Origin of the sequence: Arthrobacter sp. ISL-69 (genome assembly GCF_018613775.1) — a bacterium.
In the GTDB taxonomy this organism is placed as follows: domain Bacteria; phylum Actinomycetota; class Actinomycetes; order Actinomycetales; family Micrococcaceae; genus Arthrobacter.
This window is the reverse complement of record NZ_JAGGPO010000015.1, coordinates 228,302-244,075: the sequence shown is the minus strand read 5'-3', so window position 1 is coordinate 244,075 and position 15,774 is coordinate 228,302. Positions and strand designations below refer to the sequence as shown.

Sequence of the window (15,774 nt, the reverse complement as noted above, 5' to 3'; positions counted from 1 at the left end):
TTACCAAAGTGAACTTAGTGGGAGCCTATTTGCCTGCGAGGAGTGCCTGGTCGTGCCGGACCATGGCAGTAACCAGGGCGTCGAAATCGACGGACGGACGCCAGCCCAGCCGGGACGAAATCTTGGAGATGTCACCCCTCATCTCTGCAGCGTCGGTAGGACGGGCCAAGGATTCGTCAACGTCCACCACCGCGCGCCAGTCGTCAATGCCCACAGCCTTGAAGGCCGCCTCCACGAAGTCCTGGACGGAATGCGAGACGCCGGTCGCGACAACAAAGTCGTCGGGCTCGGAGGCGTGGATAATCCTGTCCATGGCGTCGACGAAGTCCGGAGCCCAGCCCCAGTCCCGGATAGCGTTCAGGTTTCCCAGCGAAAGCTTGTCCAGTTTGCCCGCCGCGATGGCCGCAGCTCCCGATGTGATCTTGCGCGTGACGAATTTTGCCGGCCGCCGCACCGACTCGTGGTTGTAGAGAATCGCAGAGGAAGCGAACATGCCGCGGCTCCGGTACACGCTGACGGCGTGGTGCGCCAGCGCCTTCGCGGCACCGTAGGGCGAGATGGGCCTGATCGGGGTGGACTCGCTCTGCGGTGCCGACTCCGCCTCACCGAACAGCTCGGCACTCGAAGCCTGGAGAAAGCGGATCTCCTTGCCGGTGGCCTGCTGCAGCTGCCAGATGGTTTCCAGCATTGAGACGACCGAGGCACCCGAGATCAGCGCCGTGTCGTACGGGTGCTGCCACGACTGGTACACCGAACTGATGCCGCCGAGGTTGAAGACCAGGTCAGGTTTGACCGATTCCAGAATGGAGCCCACATCGTCCGGGCGGGAAAGATCGCCGAGGTGGTACTCCACCCCTTCCACGGTTGTTTCCCCTTCGAGCGCTCCCGGCTGGAGTGCATGGCGGACGAGGCCATGGACTTCCCAGCCGCGGGAGAGCAGGGATTCGGCCAGGTAGGACCCGTCCTGGCCCGTTACCCCGGTTAGGAAGGCCGTGCCGACGGGAACGGGTCCCGCCTCGCTGAGCGGGTTCACCGCATCAAGGCAGTCTGCTCGGCAATGTCGTTCTCAACCATCATCTTGACGAGTTCGTTGAAGGAGACCTTCGGCTTCCAGCCAAGCTTCTCCTGGGCCTTGGACGCGTCACCGATCAGCAGGTCGACTTCGGCGGGGCGCATGAACTTGGGGTCCTGCCGGACGTACTGCCGCCAGTTGTCCAGGCCCGCTGCGTCAAAGGCAGCCTGGAGGAGTTCTTCGATGGAGTGCGTTGCACCGGTAGAGATGACGTAGTCGTCAGCTTCGGGCTGCTGCAGCATCAGCCACATGGCTTCCACGTAGTCCCCTGCGAAGCCCCAGTCGCGCTTGGCGTCCAGGTTGCCAAGGACGATTTCGTCCTGGAGTCCGAGCTTGATCCGTGCGACCGCCATGGAAACCTTGCGGGTGACAAATTCCGGACCCCGGCGCGGTGACTCGTGGTTGAAGAGGATGCCGCTTGATGCGTGCATGCCATAGGACTCGCGGTAGTTGATTGTCATGTAGTGGCCGAAGACCTTGGCTACGCCGTAGGGGGACCGGGGCCAAAGGAGGGTTTCCTCGGTCTGGGGCACCTGCTGGACCTTGCCGAACATCTCGGACGAGGACGCCTGGTAGAAGCGCACCCTGGAGATGTCGTCCCCGGCATAGAGGCGGGTTGCCTCGAGCATGTTCAGCACGCCCTTGCCGGTGACGTCTGTGGTCAGTGACGCGTTCTCCCAGGAGTAAGCCACGAAGGAAATCGCCCCGAGGTTGTAGACCTCGTCCGGCTGGGCAACGCCGAGCACCCGGACCAGTGAAGAGACATCGGTGAGGTCGCCGGTGAGCAGCTTCACGCCCGGAACGGTCTGGCGGACCAGATCGTGCTTGGGGTTATTCTGTCCTCGGATGAGGCCGAATACCTCGTAGCCTTTCGAGAGAAGGAGCTCTGCGAGATACAGGCCGTCCTGGCCAGTGATTCCGGTGATTAGCGCACGGGGCATGGGAAGAGGTCCTTACAGATTGTTTGCGGGGCTACAGCAACTATATATGGCAGGGAGCTTTGGCTCAGAGGCGGCGTGTACAGGGTGATCAAACGGTGCTCGCTGCTGTGGCGCGCTGACTGAGTGCATAGCGGTACGCCTGTTCGTGCACATCGGCGCAGTGTTCCCACGTGAACTTACGCACCTGCTCCAGGCCAAGCCGCTGCAGCTCGTCGGTTCTGCCGATGGCGTTCCGGATCGCCGCGGCGATGGCCTCAGGGTCCTGCGGATCGAACAGTTCGGCGGCGTCTCCAACAATTTCCGGAAGTGAGCCTGCGGTTGAGCTTGCGACGGGGCAGCCCGAAGCCATGGCCTCCAGCGGCGGGAGGCCGAATCCCTCGTAAAGGCTGGGGAACACCATGCAGGCGGCGCTCCGGTACAGTTCCCTGAGCTCGGCGAGCGGGACCAGGCCGCGGACCTCCACGTTGGCGGGAATGTCCGTCAGCGTGTCCAGGGCACCGCCTGTCAGAATGAGGCGCAGCTCGGGGTTGGTGACTTCAAGCAACCGCATGGCTTCGAAAAGCTTGGCGTGGTTCTTGTGTTTCCACCCCCGGGCCGGGTACATGATGAAACTCTCGCGCGGTCCGAAATTCGGCATGAATTCTTCGGCGTTGACGCCCAGGTGCGCGGTGAAGATCTTGTCCGGCGCGATGCCGAGGTGCTTGACGATGCTCTCTTTGGCAAAGTCGCTGATGGTCACGATGGCGTCCGCGTCGCGGGCGGCTTTCTCATAGAAGACCTTGCGGTAGAGCTTGTCGGCGGTGCCGAACAGTTCGGGAAGGTCGAGATGCTGAACGTCCAGAAGTGTCTGAACAAACGGCGTGCCCTTCGGCGGCTTCGGCAGCGGAACGGTGAAGGGGACATGGAAAACGTCCATCGGACGCATCCTGCGCAGAATGGAGCTCCTCATGACGAGACCCTTGGCCAGGGTGGCCAGACGAGCGATGGTTGAGGCGCCGCCGGCCAGCCCGGGAATCACGACTTCATCCGCGCCCTCGCTGAACCCGCGCCCGGATTCGTTGACGTAGCAGGTGGGATTCACCGCCTGGGAGGCACCGAGTTTGCGGACCAGTTCGCGTGCATAGGTTTCGCTGCCTCCCATCCCGCCGGGGACCAGCGTGAGCATGGAAACCCCCACCTTCAACGCGTCTGAGTGGCCGGTTTGGTTGGCAGGCGAAGTGCCGGGCTCGGAGGTCGTCATGCTGAACATACTAACGTTCGAGCCGGATCCAAGGACTTCTGCCGTGTGGATCACAGCAGCCGGAGACGCTCGTTTCGGTTCGTTCACACAACGTCAGGCAGCGGTGTGACTGTGACCAGTCCTCGACGCCGTCCTAGACTAGAGCCCATGAAGGTATTGGTCACCGGCGGCGCCGGCTACATCGGATCGCACACGACGCTCTGTCTGCTGGAAGAAGGACATGAGGTCGTTGTCCTCGACAATCTGATGAATTCGAACCGTGAGTCGCTGCGCAGGGTGGAGCAGCTCAGCGGAAAGAAAATCGACTTCCGCGAGGTTGATCTGCTCGATGCGGCCTCCGTGGACCGTCTCTTCGCCGAGGACAGCTTCGATGCCGTGATCCACTTCGCCGGCCTCAAGGCCGTTGGGGAGTCGGTCGCCAAGCCCCTCTGGTACTACCAGAACAACGTCGTCGGCACCCTGAATCTCTTGCACAGCATGGACCGGGCCGGTGTTCGCCGCCTCGTCTTCAGCTCCTCCGCCACGGTGTACGGGGCGTCCGAGGAAGTACCCCTGATCGAGAAGGCGCCGCTGGACGCCACCAATCCCTACGGCCGAACCAAGGAGCAGATCGAGGACATCCTCTCGGACCTTGGTGCGGCCGACCCCAGCTGGAGCATAGCCCTTCTGCGCTACTTCAATCCCGTCGGTGCCCACGAGTCGGGCCTGATCGGCGAGGACCCGGTCGGCGTACCCAACAACCTGCTGCCTTTCGTGGCCCAGGTTGCGGTAGGGCGACGGGAAAAGGTCATGGTTTTCGGGGATGACTATCCGACGGCGGACGGCACCGGTGTCCGGGACTACATCCACGTGATGGACCTTGCAGCCGGTCACCTTGCCGCGCTGGGCTACCTGCAGAACAAGGCCGGTGTTTACCGCTGGAACCTTGGAACGGGCCGTGGATCGTCCGTCCTTGAGGTCATTGAGGCCTTCAGCCAGGCGGCCGGAGTGCCCGTACCCTACGAGATCGCTCCACGGCGGCCCGGCGACGCTGCCGTCAGCTATTCGGATCCTTCCGCGGCACTGGCGGACCTGGGCTGGTCAGCCCGGCGGAACCTGGCAACAATGTGCGAAGACCATTGGCGCTGGCAAAGCAGGAACCCCTCAGGGTACGAAGAGTCAGTGTGATTTAGCGCCCGGTTCCAGGGGACCCTGACCAGGGTTATCCACAGCAATTAAGATGTGACTTGGCCTACATGTGTATGCTCCCTTAGCTTTAACCCAGTTGTACTGCCTCAGTCGGGGGCGGCAGTCGTATTGGGGAACACATGGATGCTGTTCGAATCGTGGAGGACGAGGTCCGCGAGCTGATCCGGCGCCGTGGCCTGGACCCGCTACGGCAGGCCGGCGAGGTCAGGCGCCTCGTCGAGGCGGCCGTCAGCGACTACGACGAACGCGCACTGATGGGTCCGCTTCCGCCGATCGGCCCGCTGGAGACTGCCCGCCGATATGTTTACGACGCCGTAGCCGGCTTTGGCGCGCTGCAGCCCCTGTTGGATGACCCCACCATCGAGGAAATCTGGCTCAATGCGCCCAACGAAATCTACGTGGCCCGGAACGGCGAGTCTGAGCTCACGTCCCTGAGCCTTTCGGACCAGCAGGTACGGGACCTCGTGGAACGCATGCTGAAGAGCTCGGGCCGTCGCCTCGACATGTCCTCGCCGTTCGTGGACGCGGCCCTCCCCGATGGATCCCGGCTCCACGTCGTCATTCCCGATGTGACACGGCGTCACTGGGCCGTCAACATCAGAAAGTTCGTGGTCAAGGCGAGCCGGCTCGAACACTTGGTGGAGCTCGGCACGCTGACTCCCCAGGCGGCCCGGTTCCTGGGTGCCGCCGTGGCCAGCGGGCTGAATATCCTGGTCTCAGGGGCGACGCAGGCCGGTAAGACCACCATGCTGAATTGCCTGGCTGCCAGCATTGGCGCCCGGGAGCGCGTCATCACTGTTGAGGAAATCTTCGAACTGCAGTTTCCATTGCGTGACGTTGTCGGTTTGCAGTGCCGGCAGCCAAACCTTGAAGGCGAAGGTGAGATCCCGCTGCGAAGGCTGGTCAAGGAAGCCCTCAGGATGCGGCCGGACCGCCTCGTGGTCGGAGAGGTCCGTGAAGCCGAAAGCCTGGACATGCTGATCGCCCTAAATTCCGGGCTTCCCGGGATGTGCACCGTCCACGCTAACTCGGCGCACGACGCCGTCACCAAGCTTTGCACGCTGCCGCTCCTTGCCGGTGACAACATCTCAAGCGCGTTTGTCGTGCCGACGGTTGCCTCGTGCATTGACCTCGTGGTCCATTGCAGCCGGCAGTCCAGCGGGCGCCGCCAGGTGACGGAGATCCTGTCGCTGGGCAGACGCGTTGAAAACGGGATTATCGAATCGTCGATGGTGTTCGCAATGGCCGACGGGCAGCTGCACCCCAAGGCCAACTCCATGCCTGCCGCTGAGAAGTTTGCCGCGGCAGGATTCGACGTCGCGGCCCTTCTGGAGGTCCGCTGATGGCACCTGTGCTGGGCGTGCTCTTCGGAACCGGGCTGTTCCTCATGTGGTGGTCTGCTTGGGAACAGCCCGAGAAGGCCAAGCGACGGCCGCGGTCCAGCCGGCTCGAAGACCTGCTGCGTGCAGCCGGGATTGAAAACGTCTCGGGACTGGGCCTGGCATCCACCTGTCTGGGCCTCGCGGCATTCGTCGGACTGATCTTCTTCGCTGTGACCCGGTCCTGGCCCATTTCAGCCTGCTTCGGCCTGTTCGGTGGGTGGCTCCCGATGGCTGTTGTCAGATGGCGGGCCCGCAAACGCACGGCGACGCTGCGCCAGTTGTGGCCAGATGTTGTTGACCATCTCCGCTCTGCGATCAGGGCCGGGCTGTCCCTGCCGGAAGCGCTGATCCAGCTGGGTGAAAAGGGCCCCGAGGAGCTGCGGCACGTGTTTCGTGACTTCGGCGCCGACTACCGCGCCGGCGGCCAGTTCGATCCGGCCCTCAACAGGCTTAAGGAACGGCTGGCAGATCCCGTCGCCGACCGGATTGTGGAGGCACTCAGGCTCACGCGTGAGGTGGGTGGTTCAGACCTGGGACGGCTGCTCGGAACGCTTGGCGAATTCCTCCGCGAGAGCGCCAGAACCAGAAGTGAGCTTGAGGCCCGGCAGTCCTGGACGGTGAACGCGGCCCGCCTTGCAGTGGCCGCGCCCTGGATTGTCATGGTGCTGCTGGCCACCCGGCCGGAAGCAGTCGCCGCCTACAACACCCCTATGGGGGCGGCCGTGCTCCTCGGCGGGCTGGTTGTGTCCGCCATCTGCTACTCCGTCATGTTGAGGATCGGTGCCCTCCCCGAAGACGAGCGGGTGCTCAGGTGACGTCGCCGGACGCCGCGGCCGTGGTCTGCGGGATCCTTCTCGGAGCGGGGCTCTGGCTTCTGGTGGTGCGGTTGCCGTTCATGCGGCCAATCAGCTTCACGGAACGGATTGAGCCGCAACTGAAGTCGCAAAACCTGGAGTCCAAGCTGCTGTCGGCGGCCAACGACACCCTCACGCCATTTGGTCCGCTGGAGGGCATATTGCGTCCGGTTCTCAAGGACGGACTCTCGTTTCTTAGCCGTTTCAACCTGGGGGCGTCGGCCTTGAGCCGCAGGCTGGCCCAGGCCGGAATCCGGAAGTCAGCCGTCGACTTCAGGGCCGAACAGCTGCTGTGGGCAGTCATGGGATTCACTGCTGCCACCGGCCTGGTAGTAATCGCGGCGGCATCGGGACGGTTCAATCCGTTCCTAGCAGTCGTCGCCATCTTGGGCAGTGCACTTGGGGGATTCCTCTTCAGGGACTACTGGCTGGGCGCCCAGATCAAGCGGCGGGAGAAGCGGATGATGGCTGAGTTCCCAAGCCTGGCCGAACTGATGGCACTTGCCGTCAGTGCAGGTGAAAGTGCCACAGGTGCACTTGACCGCGTCTGCCGCAGCTCACACGGCGAACTGGCCAAGGAATTTGACCTGGTTCTTGGGGAAACGCGGGCCGGAAAACCACTTGTCGAAGCCCTGCAGCGGTTCTCTTCGCGGACCGATCTGGGACCCCTGGTGCGGTTCGTTGACGGGATCATCGTGGCAGTGGAGCGCGGAACACCCCTTGCAGATGTCCTTCGGGCCCAGGCGCAGGATGTCCGCGACACTGCCAAGCGCGAGTTGATGGAATCGGCCGGAAAGAAGGAAATCGCCATGATGGTGCCGTTGGTCTTTGGTGTCCTTCCGCTGACGGTCATCTTTGCCGTGTTTCCCGGGCTCGCGGCCATCAGCCTCGGACTATGACGTAATCCAGATCGCCCGGACCGCCGGGAACAAACGCAGCCGGAACCACAGAACGGAAACTCAATGAAACACCACGGAATCCGCGCCTTGGCCCTGATCCACACATTCACGCTGATGGTTTGGACGTCGGCGGCTTCCGGAGTGGGAGCCCGGGTGAGTACGTCACGGGACGGGGACCATCCCGAACGGGGCGACGTGCCCGGCTGGGTAATGATCACTTTGATGTCCGCAGTGCTGGTCGCTGCCCTCTTGGCCCTGGCCGGACCTGCACTGGAGGGGCTCTTCAACCAGGCCATGGACAAGGTCGGAAACTAGCACATGCCTGCGGCGATCCCGGTGGCGGAAGATGCCTGCTGCCGGACGGCAGGACTGCCGGCCGGGTGCGGTGGCACGCCCCGGCGGGAACGCGGTTCCGCCGTTGTGGACTTTGTCCTGGTCGGCGGCCTGCTCACAATGTTTTTCCTCGCGGTGATCCAGCTGACGCTGGTCCTCCACGTCCGCAACACCCTGATCGATGCTGCGGCCTCGGGGGCAAGGTACGGCACACTCGCCGACCGGAACGCCGCCGATGCAAGGGACCGCACGGGCGAACTGATTGGAATGGCCCTGAACGAAGATTTCGCCAAGGACGTGACCACCACGGAAGTCACATTTCAAGGAATCCGTGCGCTCGAAGTGACGGTCCGGGCGCCGCTGCCGGTGATCGGCCTGATCGGTCCACGCGAGGCTCTGGAGGTGAAAGGCCATGCCGCCATCCAGCCGTAGATTTCGATCAAGGCCGACAGGCCGCCTACTGGAAACTGCGGGCCGCGCCGGGAGCCCCGGGTCCGATCGGGGGACCCAAAGCGCCTGCGCACACGAATCCGAACCGGGTACAACGTCCGGAAACGGGACAACACGCCCGGGGGAGCGGGGGAGTGCCGTCGTCGAATTCACGTTCCTCGCCCTCCTCCTCATGGTCCCCCTTGTGTACTTCATCATCACCGTGGGGCAGATCCAGGGTGGGGCCTTCGCCGTTGTCGGTGCGGCTGACCAGGCCGCCAAGGTGTACGTTGCCCAGCCCGACGCGGAAAGCGGCCGTGCAGCTGCTGAGCAGGCAGTCATGCTCGCCCTGGCGGACTACGGGCATCCGGCGGACAACGCGCGGATGGACGCAAGCTGCCAGCCGTCGGACTGCCTCGCCCCGGGGTCGGCCGTCACCGTCACCGTCCACCTCACGGTCCCGCTGCCATTTGTGCCGTTCAGCGATTCGTTCCGTCTCAACGCAAGCCAACTAGACGCCTCGGCCACCCAGGTTGTGGGGCGATTCCGATAACCGTGAACAACCCGAGCCTTGAACCTGACGCTGAGGACGGACAGATGATGGTCCTCATCATCGGCTACGTTCTCCTTGCGCTCCTGGTCACCACCTCAGTCATGGCGGCATCCGCTCTCTACCTTGAACACAAGAAGCTGCTGTCGGCGGCAGACGGCGCATCCGTGGCAGCGGCGGACAGCTACACGCTCGGCCAGGTCGAGACCGAAGGCGGAAGCCCCACTGCGGTGCTCAACGGCGCGCGGGTGCGGAGCGTCGCCGCTGACTACCTCATCCGGAATGACGCCCATGCCAGCCTCCACGGCCTCGCTGTCGCGCCGGCCACAGGAAGCCCGGACGGTTCCACCGCCGTCGTTGTACTGACCGCGGAAGTACATCCTCCGATCGTTAACTTCCTCATCCCGGACGGAATCAGGATTGAGGCGACATCCACCGCGCGTTCCCGGCTCGTCCGGTAGCTGTCCGAACCGGTGAGGGCGGCTAGGAAGGATAGCGTAGGCTTTAACAACCATGGCTCAAATTGATTTTTCCGCAGAAATCCGCGCTCTGCGCGCCACCTACACCTCCATCGAAAACGTCTCGAATGTTGAGGAGCTGAAGGAAGACATCGCCGAACTGAGCGAACGCGCCGGCGAGCCGAACCTCTGGGACGACCCGGCGGCCGCGCAAAAGATCACTTCCAGGCTCTCGCACCGCCAGAGCGAACTCGAACGGCTCAACACCCTCGTTTCCCGGATCGACGACCTTGAGGTCCTGGTGGAGCTGGGCCAGGACGAGGACGACGCCGATTCCATGGGCGAGGCGGCCGCGGAACTTGAGTCCATCCGCAAGTCGCTAAAGGACCTTGAAGTGGTGACGCTTCTGTCCGGTGAGTTCGACGAGCGTGAAGCCGTTGTCACCATCCGTGCGGGCGCCGGCGGCGTGGACGCGGCGGACTTCGCCGAGATGCTCCTCCGGATGTACCTGCGCTGGGCTGAACGCCACGGCTACCCGACCACCATCATGGACACCTCCTACGCCGAAGAAGCCGGGCTCAAGTCCGCCACTTTCGAAGTCAAGGCCCCCTACGCCTACGGCACGCTCAGCGTCGAGGCCGGCACGCACCGCCTGGTCCGGATCAGCCCCTTCGACAACCAGGGCCGGCGTCAGACGTCCTTCGCTGCCGTGGAAGTGATTCCGCTGATCGAGCAGACGGACTCGATCGACATTCCGGACAACGAAATCCGCGTGGACGTTTTCCGCTCATCCGGCCCCGGTGGCCAGTCCGTGAACACCACCGACTCGGCCGTTCGCCTGACGCACATCCCCACCGGGACCGTGGTGTCCATGCAGAACGAAAAGTCCCAGCTCCAGAACCGGGCCGCCGCCCTGCGGGTGCTCCAGTCCCGGCTCCTGCTTCTCAAGAAGGAGCAGGAGGACGCGGAAAAGAAGGCCTTCGCCGGGGATGTCAAGGCGTCGTGGGGCGACCAGATGCGCTCCTACGTGCTGAACCCCTACCAGATGGTCAAGGACCTCCGGACCGAGCACGAAGTCGGCAACACCTCGGCCGTTTTCGACGGCGAAATCGACGATTTCATTGACGCCGGCATCCGCTGGCGCACCGACAACCGCAACGCCGCCAACTAGGACCATACGGTGACGGGGCATTCCATTCGGTGGCTGAAAACCTGCGACACGCGCAGGAACTCAAGCTTTTCTGCAGGTACCCGTGCGTATAGTCGAGGGGCCGGAGCTCTACTTCCCCCAAAAGAAAGCCCGTGCGCCGGCTGCAGTACGGGGCTCCATCAGCCGTGTCCTGCAGGGTACTTAGGGCAATGATCCGTTTCGAAAATGTCACCAAGGTCTACGACCAGACGGCCCGGCCGGCGCTGGACTCTGTCAACCTTGAAATTGACCGTGGCGAGTTCGCGTTCCTCGTGGGCGCTTCCGGTTCCGGCAAATCCACCTTCCTCCGCCTGGTGCTCAAGGAAGACCGGGCCACTTCCGGCGCCGTCTACGTGGCCGGCCAGAACGTAGCGAACATTTCAAGCTGGCGCGTGCCGCGGCTGCGCCGGGGGATCGGCGTCGTATTCCAGGACTTCCGGCTCCTCCCGCAGAAGAATGTCTTCGCGAACGTCGCCTTCGCCATGCAGGTCATTGGCAAGAGCCGCAGCATCATCCGGGACACGGTCCCCGAGGTCCTCAAAACGGTGGGCCTGGAGGGCAAGGAACACCGGATGCCGCACGAGCTCTCCGGCGGCGAGCAGCAGCGCGTGGCGATCGCCCGCGCCGTGGTCAACCGTCCGGGGATCCTCTTGGCCGACGAACCCACCGGAAACCTCGATCCCACCACTTCCATGGGCATCATGGGCGTCCTGGACAAGATTAACCAGAACGGCACCACTGTGGTGATGGCAACGCACGACGACGATATCGTCAACGAGATGCGCAAACGTGTGGTGGAGCTCCGGAACGGCGTTGTCATCCGCGACGAGGCCCGGGCCCTGTACACCTCGATGATTCCGGTCGTGGGGCAGTCCCGGCGCCTCAAGGATGCCAGCGGACGCCCGGATGAGTCCGCAACCGAACCCGGTGACGGATCCGTCCCTTCGTCCGCAGGGGAGTCCAAGTGAGGCTCGCATTCATTCTCGGTGAAATTGGCAGCGGGCTGAGGCGCAACCTGTCCATGGTGGTGTCGGTGATCCTGGTGACCTTCGTATCGCTGACGTTCGTTGGCGCGGCGGGTATGCTCCAGCTGCAGATCAACCAGATGAAGGGCTACTGGTACGACAAGGTCCAGGTGGCAATCTTCCTTTGTGGTGAGGGCTCGACGGCGGCCGGCTGCGCCACCGGGACGGCCACCCCGGAACAGCAGGAGAACCTGCGCACGCTCCTGGAATCGCCCGCCGTGTCCCAGTACATCAACGACTTCCAGTTCGAATCCAAGGACGACGCGTACAAGCACTTCAAGGAGCAGTTCTCCAATTCACCGATCGTTGACTCGGTGACCCCGGACCAGCTGCCCGCCTCCTTCCGGATCAACATGAAGGATCCGGAAAAGTACCAGATCATCAGCGAGACGTTTGCGTCACAGCCCGGCGTCGAAACCGTGATCGACCAGCGCCAGGTCCTGGAACGGCTTTTTTCGGTCATGAACGCCGCCTCGCTGGTGGCTGTCATCATCGCCGGCGTGATGATCGTCTGTGCAATCCTGCTGATTGCCACCACCATCCGGTTGTCCGCGTTCAGCAGGCGACGGGAGACCGGAATCATGCGGCTGGTCGGCGCCTCCAAGATCGTCATCCAGCTGCCGTTCATTCTTGAAGGCGTCATCGCTGCCGTGATTGGAGCGGCGCTGGCTTCCGGCACGCTCTGGGCTGTGGCCCATTTCTTCCTTGGCGAATACATGTCCAAGCAGTATCCGGACACGGCATTCATCTCGCCGGCGCAGACGCTGCTCCTTGCTCCGGCGCTGCTCGCCCTTGGTGCAACCTTGGCTGGAATTTCGTCTCTCTTGACCTTACGTAGATATTTGCGGGTCTAGGCTGTGGCTACCAACGAAGGAATGATGATGACAGCTATGGACCGCAAGGGCCGCCGGTTCCGGACCGCGGGACGGGGCAGCCGCATGATCAGTGCCGCCTTGGCGCTAATTCTGGCCGCGAGCCTGGGTGCCTCGACACCCGTGGCTTTCGCGGATGAGCTTGAGGACAAGCAGGCCGCGCTTGAAGCCGAGGCTGCCCGCGTGCAGCAGTCCCTTGAGTTCGTGGACGCCAAGATTGCCAAGGCTGCAGGCGACCTGGTGATTTACCAGGGGCAGCTCCCTGCCGCGCAGCAGGCGCTGCTCGAGGCGCAGGGCCGGGTCGCGAGTGCAGTCAAGGAAGTCGAGGCCCTCGCTGCCCGTGTGGATCTTGCACAGCAGAACAAAGCCAAGATCACCCAGCAGCTTGAAACCGACAAGCAGAAGATCGCCGACACCAAGAAACTCATCGGGCAGATTGCCACCCAGGCTTACAAATCCGGCGGCGTTCCTTCGAACCTCACGCTCTTCTTTGGTTCCAAGAGCGGCGGAAGCCTGACGGACACCATCGACCTCGCGGACCAGGCCATGCGCAGCCAGAACTCCGCCATGGACAAGCTGTCCCAGCAGAATGCCACCAACGTCAATTCGCAGGCCCGCCTGCAAGCGGTTGAAGCGGAGATCAAGGACCTCAAGGCCAAGGCGGACGCCGCCCTGGCCCGGGAGAAGGCAGCCCGTGACGAGGCTGCCGCCAAGAAGGAACAGGTGGACAAGCTCATCGCTGACACCACCCGCCTCAACAACGAGCTACAGGCAGCCAAGCCCGGTATCCAGAGCCAGCTCTCGAAGGTCCAGGCGGCGCAGGATGCAGTAGCCTCCGAGATCGTCGAGCGCGACCGGAAGCTCCGGGAAGCATGGGAAGCGGAACAGCGCCGCATTGCCGAGGCCGCCGCCGCCGCGGCAAGGGCAGCCGGCCAGGCAGCCCAGCCCTATGTCCCGCAGATCGGGCCGCCCTCAGCCTTCGGGCTGCGGCACCCGTTCTCGGCCGACGTCCCCATCACCTCGGGGTTCGGCTGGCGCGCGACGCCCCCCGGCACCGTGGACTTCTACGGCTCCGGCGGATACATGCACACCGGAATCGACTTCGGCGCCAGCTGCGGCACCCCTGTCTACGCCCCGGCGGCCGGCACCATCGTCTCAGCGGGGTGGAGCAACGACGGCGGCGGCAACAACGTCAAGATTTCGCATGGCGTTGTCCAGGGCAACTCACTGACCACCATCTTCTACCACAACAGCAGCGTGGTGGTCTCGATGGGCCAGCAGGTCAGCCAGGGCCAGCTCATTGCCTATTCAGGAACGACCGGCAACTCGACGGGCTGCCATTCGCACTTCGAGACCTGGCTTAACGGCAAGGCCGTAGATCCCATGATCCTGCTCTGACAGACCCTGAGCGCCGGGCCCTGAGTACAGGGCGGTGACCGGTACAAACGGCATGCCCCGCGCCTGCCGTAGAATTAAGTAGCTTCGAGCCGCCGCGGCCGGGGCATCCATCGAGACCAAGAGCTGAGGGGTTCCACCGTGCCGAAAGAAAGTGGCCGTAAGGTAGTGGCCACCAACCGGAAGGCCCGGCATGACTACCATGTCCTCGACACCTATGAGGCGGGCATCGCCCTGATGGGCACGGAAGTCAAGTCCCTCCGCGAGGGCCACGCCTCCATGGTGGACGGGTTCTGCACGTTCTACAATGACGAGCTGTGGATGGAGGGCATCCACATCCCCGAATACAACCAGGGAAGCTGGACGAACCACTCCGCCCGCCGGCGGCGCAAACTGCTGCTCCACCGCGAGGAACTGACCAAGATCTCGCACAAGATCCGTGAATCCGGCTTCACCATCGTCCCCCTCCAGCTGTATTTCCTGGACGGGCGGGCGAAAGTGGAGATCGGCGTCGCACGCGGTAAGAAGGAATACGACAAGCGGCAGACGCTCCGCGAACAGCAGGACAAGCGCGAAGCGCTGCGGGTCATGCGCGAACGCAACCGCGGCTGACCTTCCGGCCAGCGGCGCGAAACCAGCTGCCGTCCGCAACACGCGGGTTGCTGCCGGGAATGATTCCGCGCGGCAGTGCGTTATGATTGGTAGTCCGGGAAGGAACGGCGCGGAACCCATGAAAGGTTCTGCAAGGGTCCTGACCGGTTTGATAACAAAATACGGGGATGATCGGTTTCGACGATGTTAGTCGCGACAGGTGAAGCGGGCCGAGGATGCAGAATTATCTCGTAAACGCTGTCTGCAAAACAATAAGTGCCAAACAAACGCGCACTGACTTCGCTCTCGCTGCCTAAGCAGTAAGACAGTCCGTCAGCCCGGGAATGCTATCGTCCCGGATCCTGGCGTCATTAAGATAGCCACTGCTGTTTACCTTCGTCATTGGGGTGAACGGGACTCTTAAATGACTGGGCCCGGATCAGCTACCTGTTTGCAGGATAGCTGGGGCCGAGAAAATCCGACGCGAACTGCGCCCGGAGAAGCCCTGACAACACGACATCGGACGGGGGTTCAATTCCCCCCATCTCCACCATCGGGACGGCGGCAACGCCGTTCCACCCCGTGCAAAAGGCCGGAAGCGAAAGCTTCCGGCCTTTTGTGTTTTCAGCACCGTTCCTGCATCCGCCAGCGGCCAGCCGTGGCCGCGGCGAGTCAGCGCTTCTTGATGTGCGCTACAGGGTCCACGTGGGCGTCCACCTCATGCTTGGACTTCTTTTCGGCCCTTTTTTGCTTGATGGTCTTGTCCGACTTCTTGGTGACCTGCCGGTGCGGCGATTTGTCAGGCATGTCGCCCTCCCTAACGTAGGGCCCTGAATGGGCCCCGTGTTTGTAAGGTACGCCTGTTTTCTCGTGAATGTAACTGGGACCAACGCCGGCTTCGGGCACCGCCCCTCATTCACGCGTCGCAGCGCACCCCGCCCGGGCGCCGGCCGTCAGGAACCGGGCACTTCAACGTCAACAATGCCGACGAACCGGCTGCCGATTCCCTCATACTCGCTGCGAACCAGGCCCGGCAGGACCGGGGGGAGGTCATCGAGGGCGTGATGGACGCAGCACACGTACGTGAACGGCGGCCACCATTTCTTGGGCCGGGCGGCTTCCGAGAAGCCGCAGACAGCACAGGTCAGCTGGACCCAGACAGGGCGCTTGCCGGTCCGGTTGGCCTTGGACTGGACCAGCCAAGCGGGGGGATTGTCCAGTAGTTCGGACAGCTCGGCATCCGATAGCCTGGCAGGGATACCGTGACGGTGTGCCATTTCCAATGGAATATCAAGGATCTGAGCTGCTTCACGTCGCGTAACCATCGTTTAACGATACGGGATGCAGGACCCCTCG

At 63.2% G+C, this 15,774-nt stretch carries 18 protein-coding genes and 1 other RNA gene; 14 read left to right on the top strand and 5 right to left on the bottom strand.

Features of this window, described 5'->3' with window-relative positions; all coding sequences use genetic code 11:
* Positions 1-25: 25 nt before the first annotated feature.
* From J7I79_RS10960 to J7I79_RS10950, 3 genes are all read right to left on the bottom strand, one after another.
* On the bottom strand, positions 26-1,033 hold the full coding sequence (locus J7I79_RS10960) for a GDP-mannose 4,6-dehydratase (RefSeq protein WP_214953078.1): 1,008 nt from the start codon (positions 1,031-1,033) through the stop codon (positions 26-28).
* Complete coding sequence (locus J7I79_RS10955) at positions 1,030-2,013, bottom strand: GDP-mannose 4,6-dehydratase (RefSeq protein ID WP_104172283.1); 984 nt, start codon at positions 2,011-2,013, stop codon at positions 1,030-1,032. The genes J7I79_RS10960 and J7I79_RS10955 overlap by 4 nt, the downstream gene beginning before the upstream one ends.
* 88 nt (positions 2,014-2,101) lie before the next feature.
* Complete coding sequence (locus tag J7I79_RS10950) at positions 2,102-3,253, bottom strand: glycosyltransferase family 1 protein (RefSeq protein ID WP_214953076.1); 1,152 nt, start codon at positions 3,251-3,253, stop codon at positions 2,102-2,104.
* Between the two features lie 147 nt (positions 3,254-3,400).
* Here J7I79_RS10950 and galE point away from each other — a divergent pair, with 147 nt between their 5' ends.
* The 14 genes from galE (at position 3,401) to ssrA (ending at position 14,971) form a co-directional block, all read left to right on the top strand.
* Positions 3,401-4,420, top strand: coding sequence for a UDP-glucose 4-epimerase GalE (gene galE, locus J7I79_RS10945; RefSeq protein ID WP_104172285.1), 1,020 nt, complete (start codon positions 3,401-3,403; stop codon positions 4,418-4,420).
* Between the two features lie 140 nt (positions 4,421-4,560).
* Entirely contained in the window at positions 4,561-5,784 is a 1,224-nt protein-coding gene (locus J7I79_RS10940; protein WP_104172286.1) for a CpaF family protein, read from the top strand.
* A complete protein-coding gene (locus tag J7I79_RS10935; RefSeq protein ID WP_214953075.1) occupies positions 5,784-6,638 on the top strand; it encodes a type II secretion system F family protein in 855 nt (284 codons plus the stop codon). The genes J7I79_RS10940 and J7I79_RS10935 overlap by 1 nt, the downstream gene beginning before the upstream one ends.
* Entirely contained in the window at positions 6,635-7,576 is a 942-nt protein-coding gene (locus J7I79_RS10930) for a type II secretion system F family protein (protein ID WP_214953073.1), read from the top strand. The genes J7I79_RS10935 and J7I79_RS10930 overlap by 4 nt, the downstream gene beginning before the upstream one ends.
* 114 nt (positions 7,577-7,690) lie before the next feature.
* Entirely contained in the window at positions 7,691-7,891 is a 201-nt protein-coding gene (locus J7I79_RS10925) for a hypothetical protein (RefSeq protein WP_251042688.1), read from the top strand.
* A 3-nt stretch (positions 7,892-7,894) separates the two neighbouring features.
* Positions 7,895-8,341, top strand: coding sequence for a TadE family protein (locus tag J7I79_RS10920; protein WP_285291421.1), 447 nt, complete (start codon positions 7,895-7,897; stop codon positions 8,339-8,341).
* Positions 8,322-8,891 carry a hypothetical protein gene (locus J7I79_RS24955; RefSeq protein WP_396020189.1) on the top strand — a complete coding sequence of 190 codons (570 nt, stop codon included), beginning with the start codon at positions 8,322-8,324 and terminating at the stop codon, positions 8,889-8,891. The genes J7I79_RS10920 and J7I79_RS24955 overlap by 20 nt, the downstream gene beginning before the upstream one ends.
* Positions 8,892-8,935: 44 nt before the next feature.
* Entirely contained in the window at positions 8,936-9,349 is a 414-nt protein-coding gene (locus J7I79_RS10910) for a pilus assembly protein TadG-related protein (RefSeq protein WP_214953136.1), read from the top strand.
* A gap of 52 nt (positions 9,350-9,401) precedes the next feature.
* Positions 9,402-10,517 (top strand): peptide chain release factor 2, encoded by a 1,116-nt coding sequence (prfB, locus tag J7I79_RS10905; protein ID WP_104172292.1) that lies wholly within the window; start codon positions 9,402-9,404, stop codon positions 10,515-10,517.
* Positions 10,518-10,705: 188 nt separating this feature from the next.
* The gene (gene ftsE / locus J7I79_RS10900) at positions 10,706-11,503 is read left to right on the top strand and encodes a cell division ATP-binding protein FtsE (RefSeq protein ID WP_214953052.1); all 798 of its coding nucleotides are present in this window, start codon (positions 10,706-10,708) and stop codon (positions 11,501-11,503) included.
* Positions 11,500-12,414, top strand: a complete 915-nt coding sequence (gene ftsX, locus J7I79_RS10895) for a permease-like cell division protein FtsX (RefSeq protein WP_214953050.1) — start codon at positions 11,500-11,502, stop codon at positions 12,412-12,414. Before ftsE ends, ftsX begins: the two co-directional genes overlap by 4 nt.
* A 36-nt stretch (positions 12,415-12,450) precedes the next feature.
* Positions 12,451-13,830: a peptidoglycan DD-metalloendopeptidase family protein gene (locus J7I79_RS10890; protein WP_396020191.1), complete on the top strand. Its 1,380-nt coding sequence runs from the start codon at positions 12,451-12,453 to the stop codon at positions 13,828-13,830.
* 138 nt (positions 13,831-13,968) lie between these two features.
* Entirely contained in the window at positions 13,969-14,439 is a 471-nt protein-coding gene (smpB, locus tag J7I79_RS10885; RefSeq protein WP_214842159.1) for an SsrA-binding protein SmpB, read from the top strand.
* 163 nt (positions 14,440-14,602) lie between these two features.
* Positions 14,603-14,971: a transfer-messenger RNA gene (ssrA, locus tag J7I79_RS10880) on the top strand.
* Between the two features lie 119 nt (positions 14,972-15,090).
* Here the strand turns inward: ssrA and J7I79_RS24605 are convergent.
* Together J7I79_RS24605 and J7I79_RS10875 are read right to left on the bottom strand one after the other, a co-directional pair.
* Positions 15,091-15,225, bottom strand: coding sequence for a hypothetical protein (locus J7I79_RS24605; RefSeq protein WP_258073794.1), 135 nt, complete (start codon positions 15,223-15,225; stop codon positions 15,091-15,093).
* A 146-nt stretch (positions 15,226-15,371) separates the two neighbouring features.
* Positions 15,372-15,743 (bottom strand): hypothetical protein, encoded by a 372-nt coding sequence (locus J7I79_RS10875; protein WP_214953046.1) that lies wholly within the window; start codon positions 15,741-15,743, stop codon positions 15,372-15,374.
* Positions 15,744-15,774: the final 31 nt, after the last annotated feature.

Bases quoted from the DNA above. Each gene is read 5' to 3' on its own strand.
- J7I79_RS10875 (WP_214953046.1), bottom strand. From the start codon at position 15,743: ATGGTTACGCGACGTGAAGCAGCTCAGATCCTTGATATTCCATTGGAA.
- J7I79_RS10950 (WP_214953076.1), bottom strand. From the start codon at position 3,253: ATGACGACCTCCGAGCCCGGCACTTCGCCTGCCAACCAAACCGGCCAC.
- J7I79_RS10925 (WP_251042688.1), top strand. From the start codon at position 7,691: ATGGTTTGGACGTCGGCGGCTTCCGGAGTGGGAGCCCGGGTGAGTACG.
- J7I79_RS24955 (WP_396020189.1), top strand. From the start codon at position 8,322: ATGCCGCCATCCAGCCGTAGATTTCGATCAAGGCCGACAGGCCGCCTA.
- prfB (WP_104172292.1), top strand. From the start codon at position 9,402: ATGGCTCAAATTGATTTTTCCGCAGAAATCCGCGCTCTGCGCGCCACC.
- J7I79_RS24605 (WP_258073794.1), bottom strand. From the start codon at position 15,225: ATGCCTGACAAATCGCCGCACCGGCAGGTCACCAAGAAGTCGGACAAG.
- J7I79_RS10890 (WP_396020191.1), top strand. From the start codon at position 12,451: ATGGACCGCAAGGGCCGCCGGTTCCGGACCGCGGGACGGGGCAGCCGC.
- J7I79_RS10935 (WP_214953075.1), top strand. From the start codon at position 5,784: ATGGCACCTGTGCTGGGCGTGCTCTTCGGAACCGGGCTGTTCCTCATG.
- J7I79_RS10910 (WP_214953136.1), top strand. From the start codon at position 8,936: ATGATGGTCCTCATCATCGGCTACGTTCTCCTTGCGCTCCTGGTCACC.
- J7I79_RS10940 (WP_104172286.1), top strand. From the start codon at position 4,561: ATGGATGCTGTTCGAATCGTGGAGGACGAGGTCCGCGAGCTGATCCGG.
- J7I79_RS10920 (WP_285291421.1), top strand. From the start codon at position 7,895: ATGCCTGCGGCGATCCCGGTGGCGGAAGATGCCTGCTGCCGGACGGCA.
- ftsE (WP_214953052.1), top strand. From the start codon at position 10,706: ATGATCCGTTTCGAAAATGTCACCAAGGTCTACGACCAGACGGCCCGG.
- J7I79_RS10955 (WP_104172283.1), bottom strand. From the start codon at position 2,013: ATGCCCCGTGCGCTAATCACCGGAATCACTGGCCAGGACGGCCTGTAT.
- galE (WP_104172285.1), top strand. From the start codon at position 3,401: ATGAAGGTATTGGTCACCGGCGGCGCCGGCTACATCGGATCGCACACG.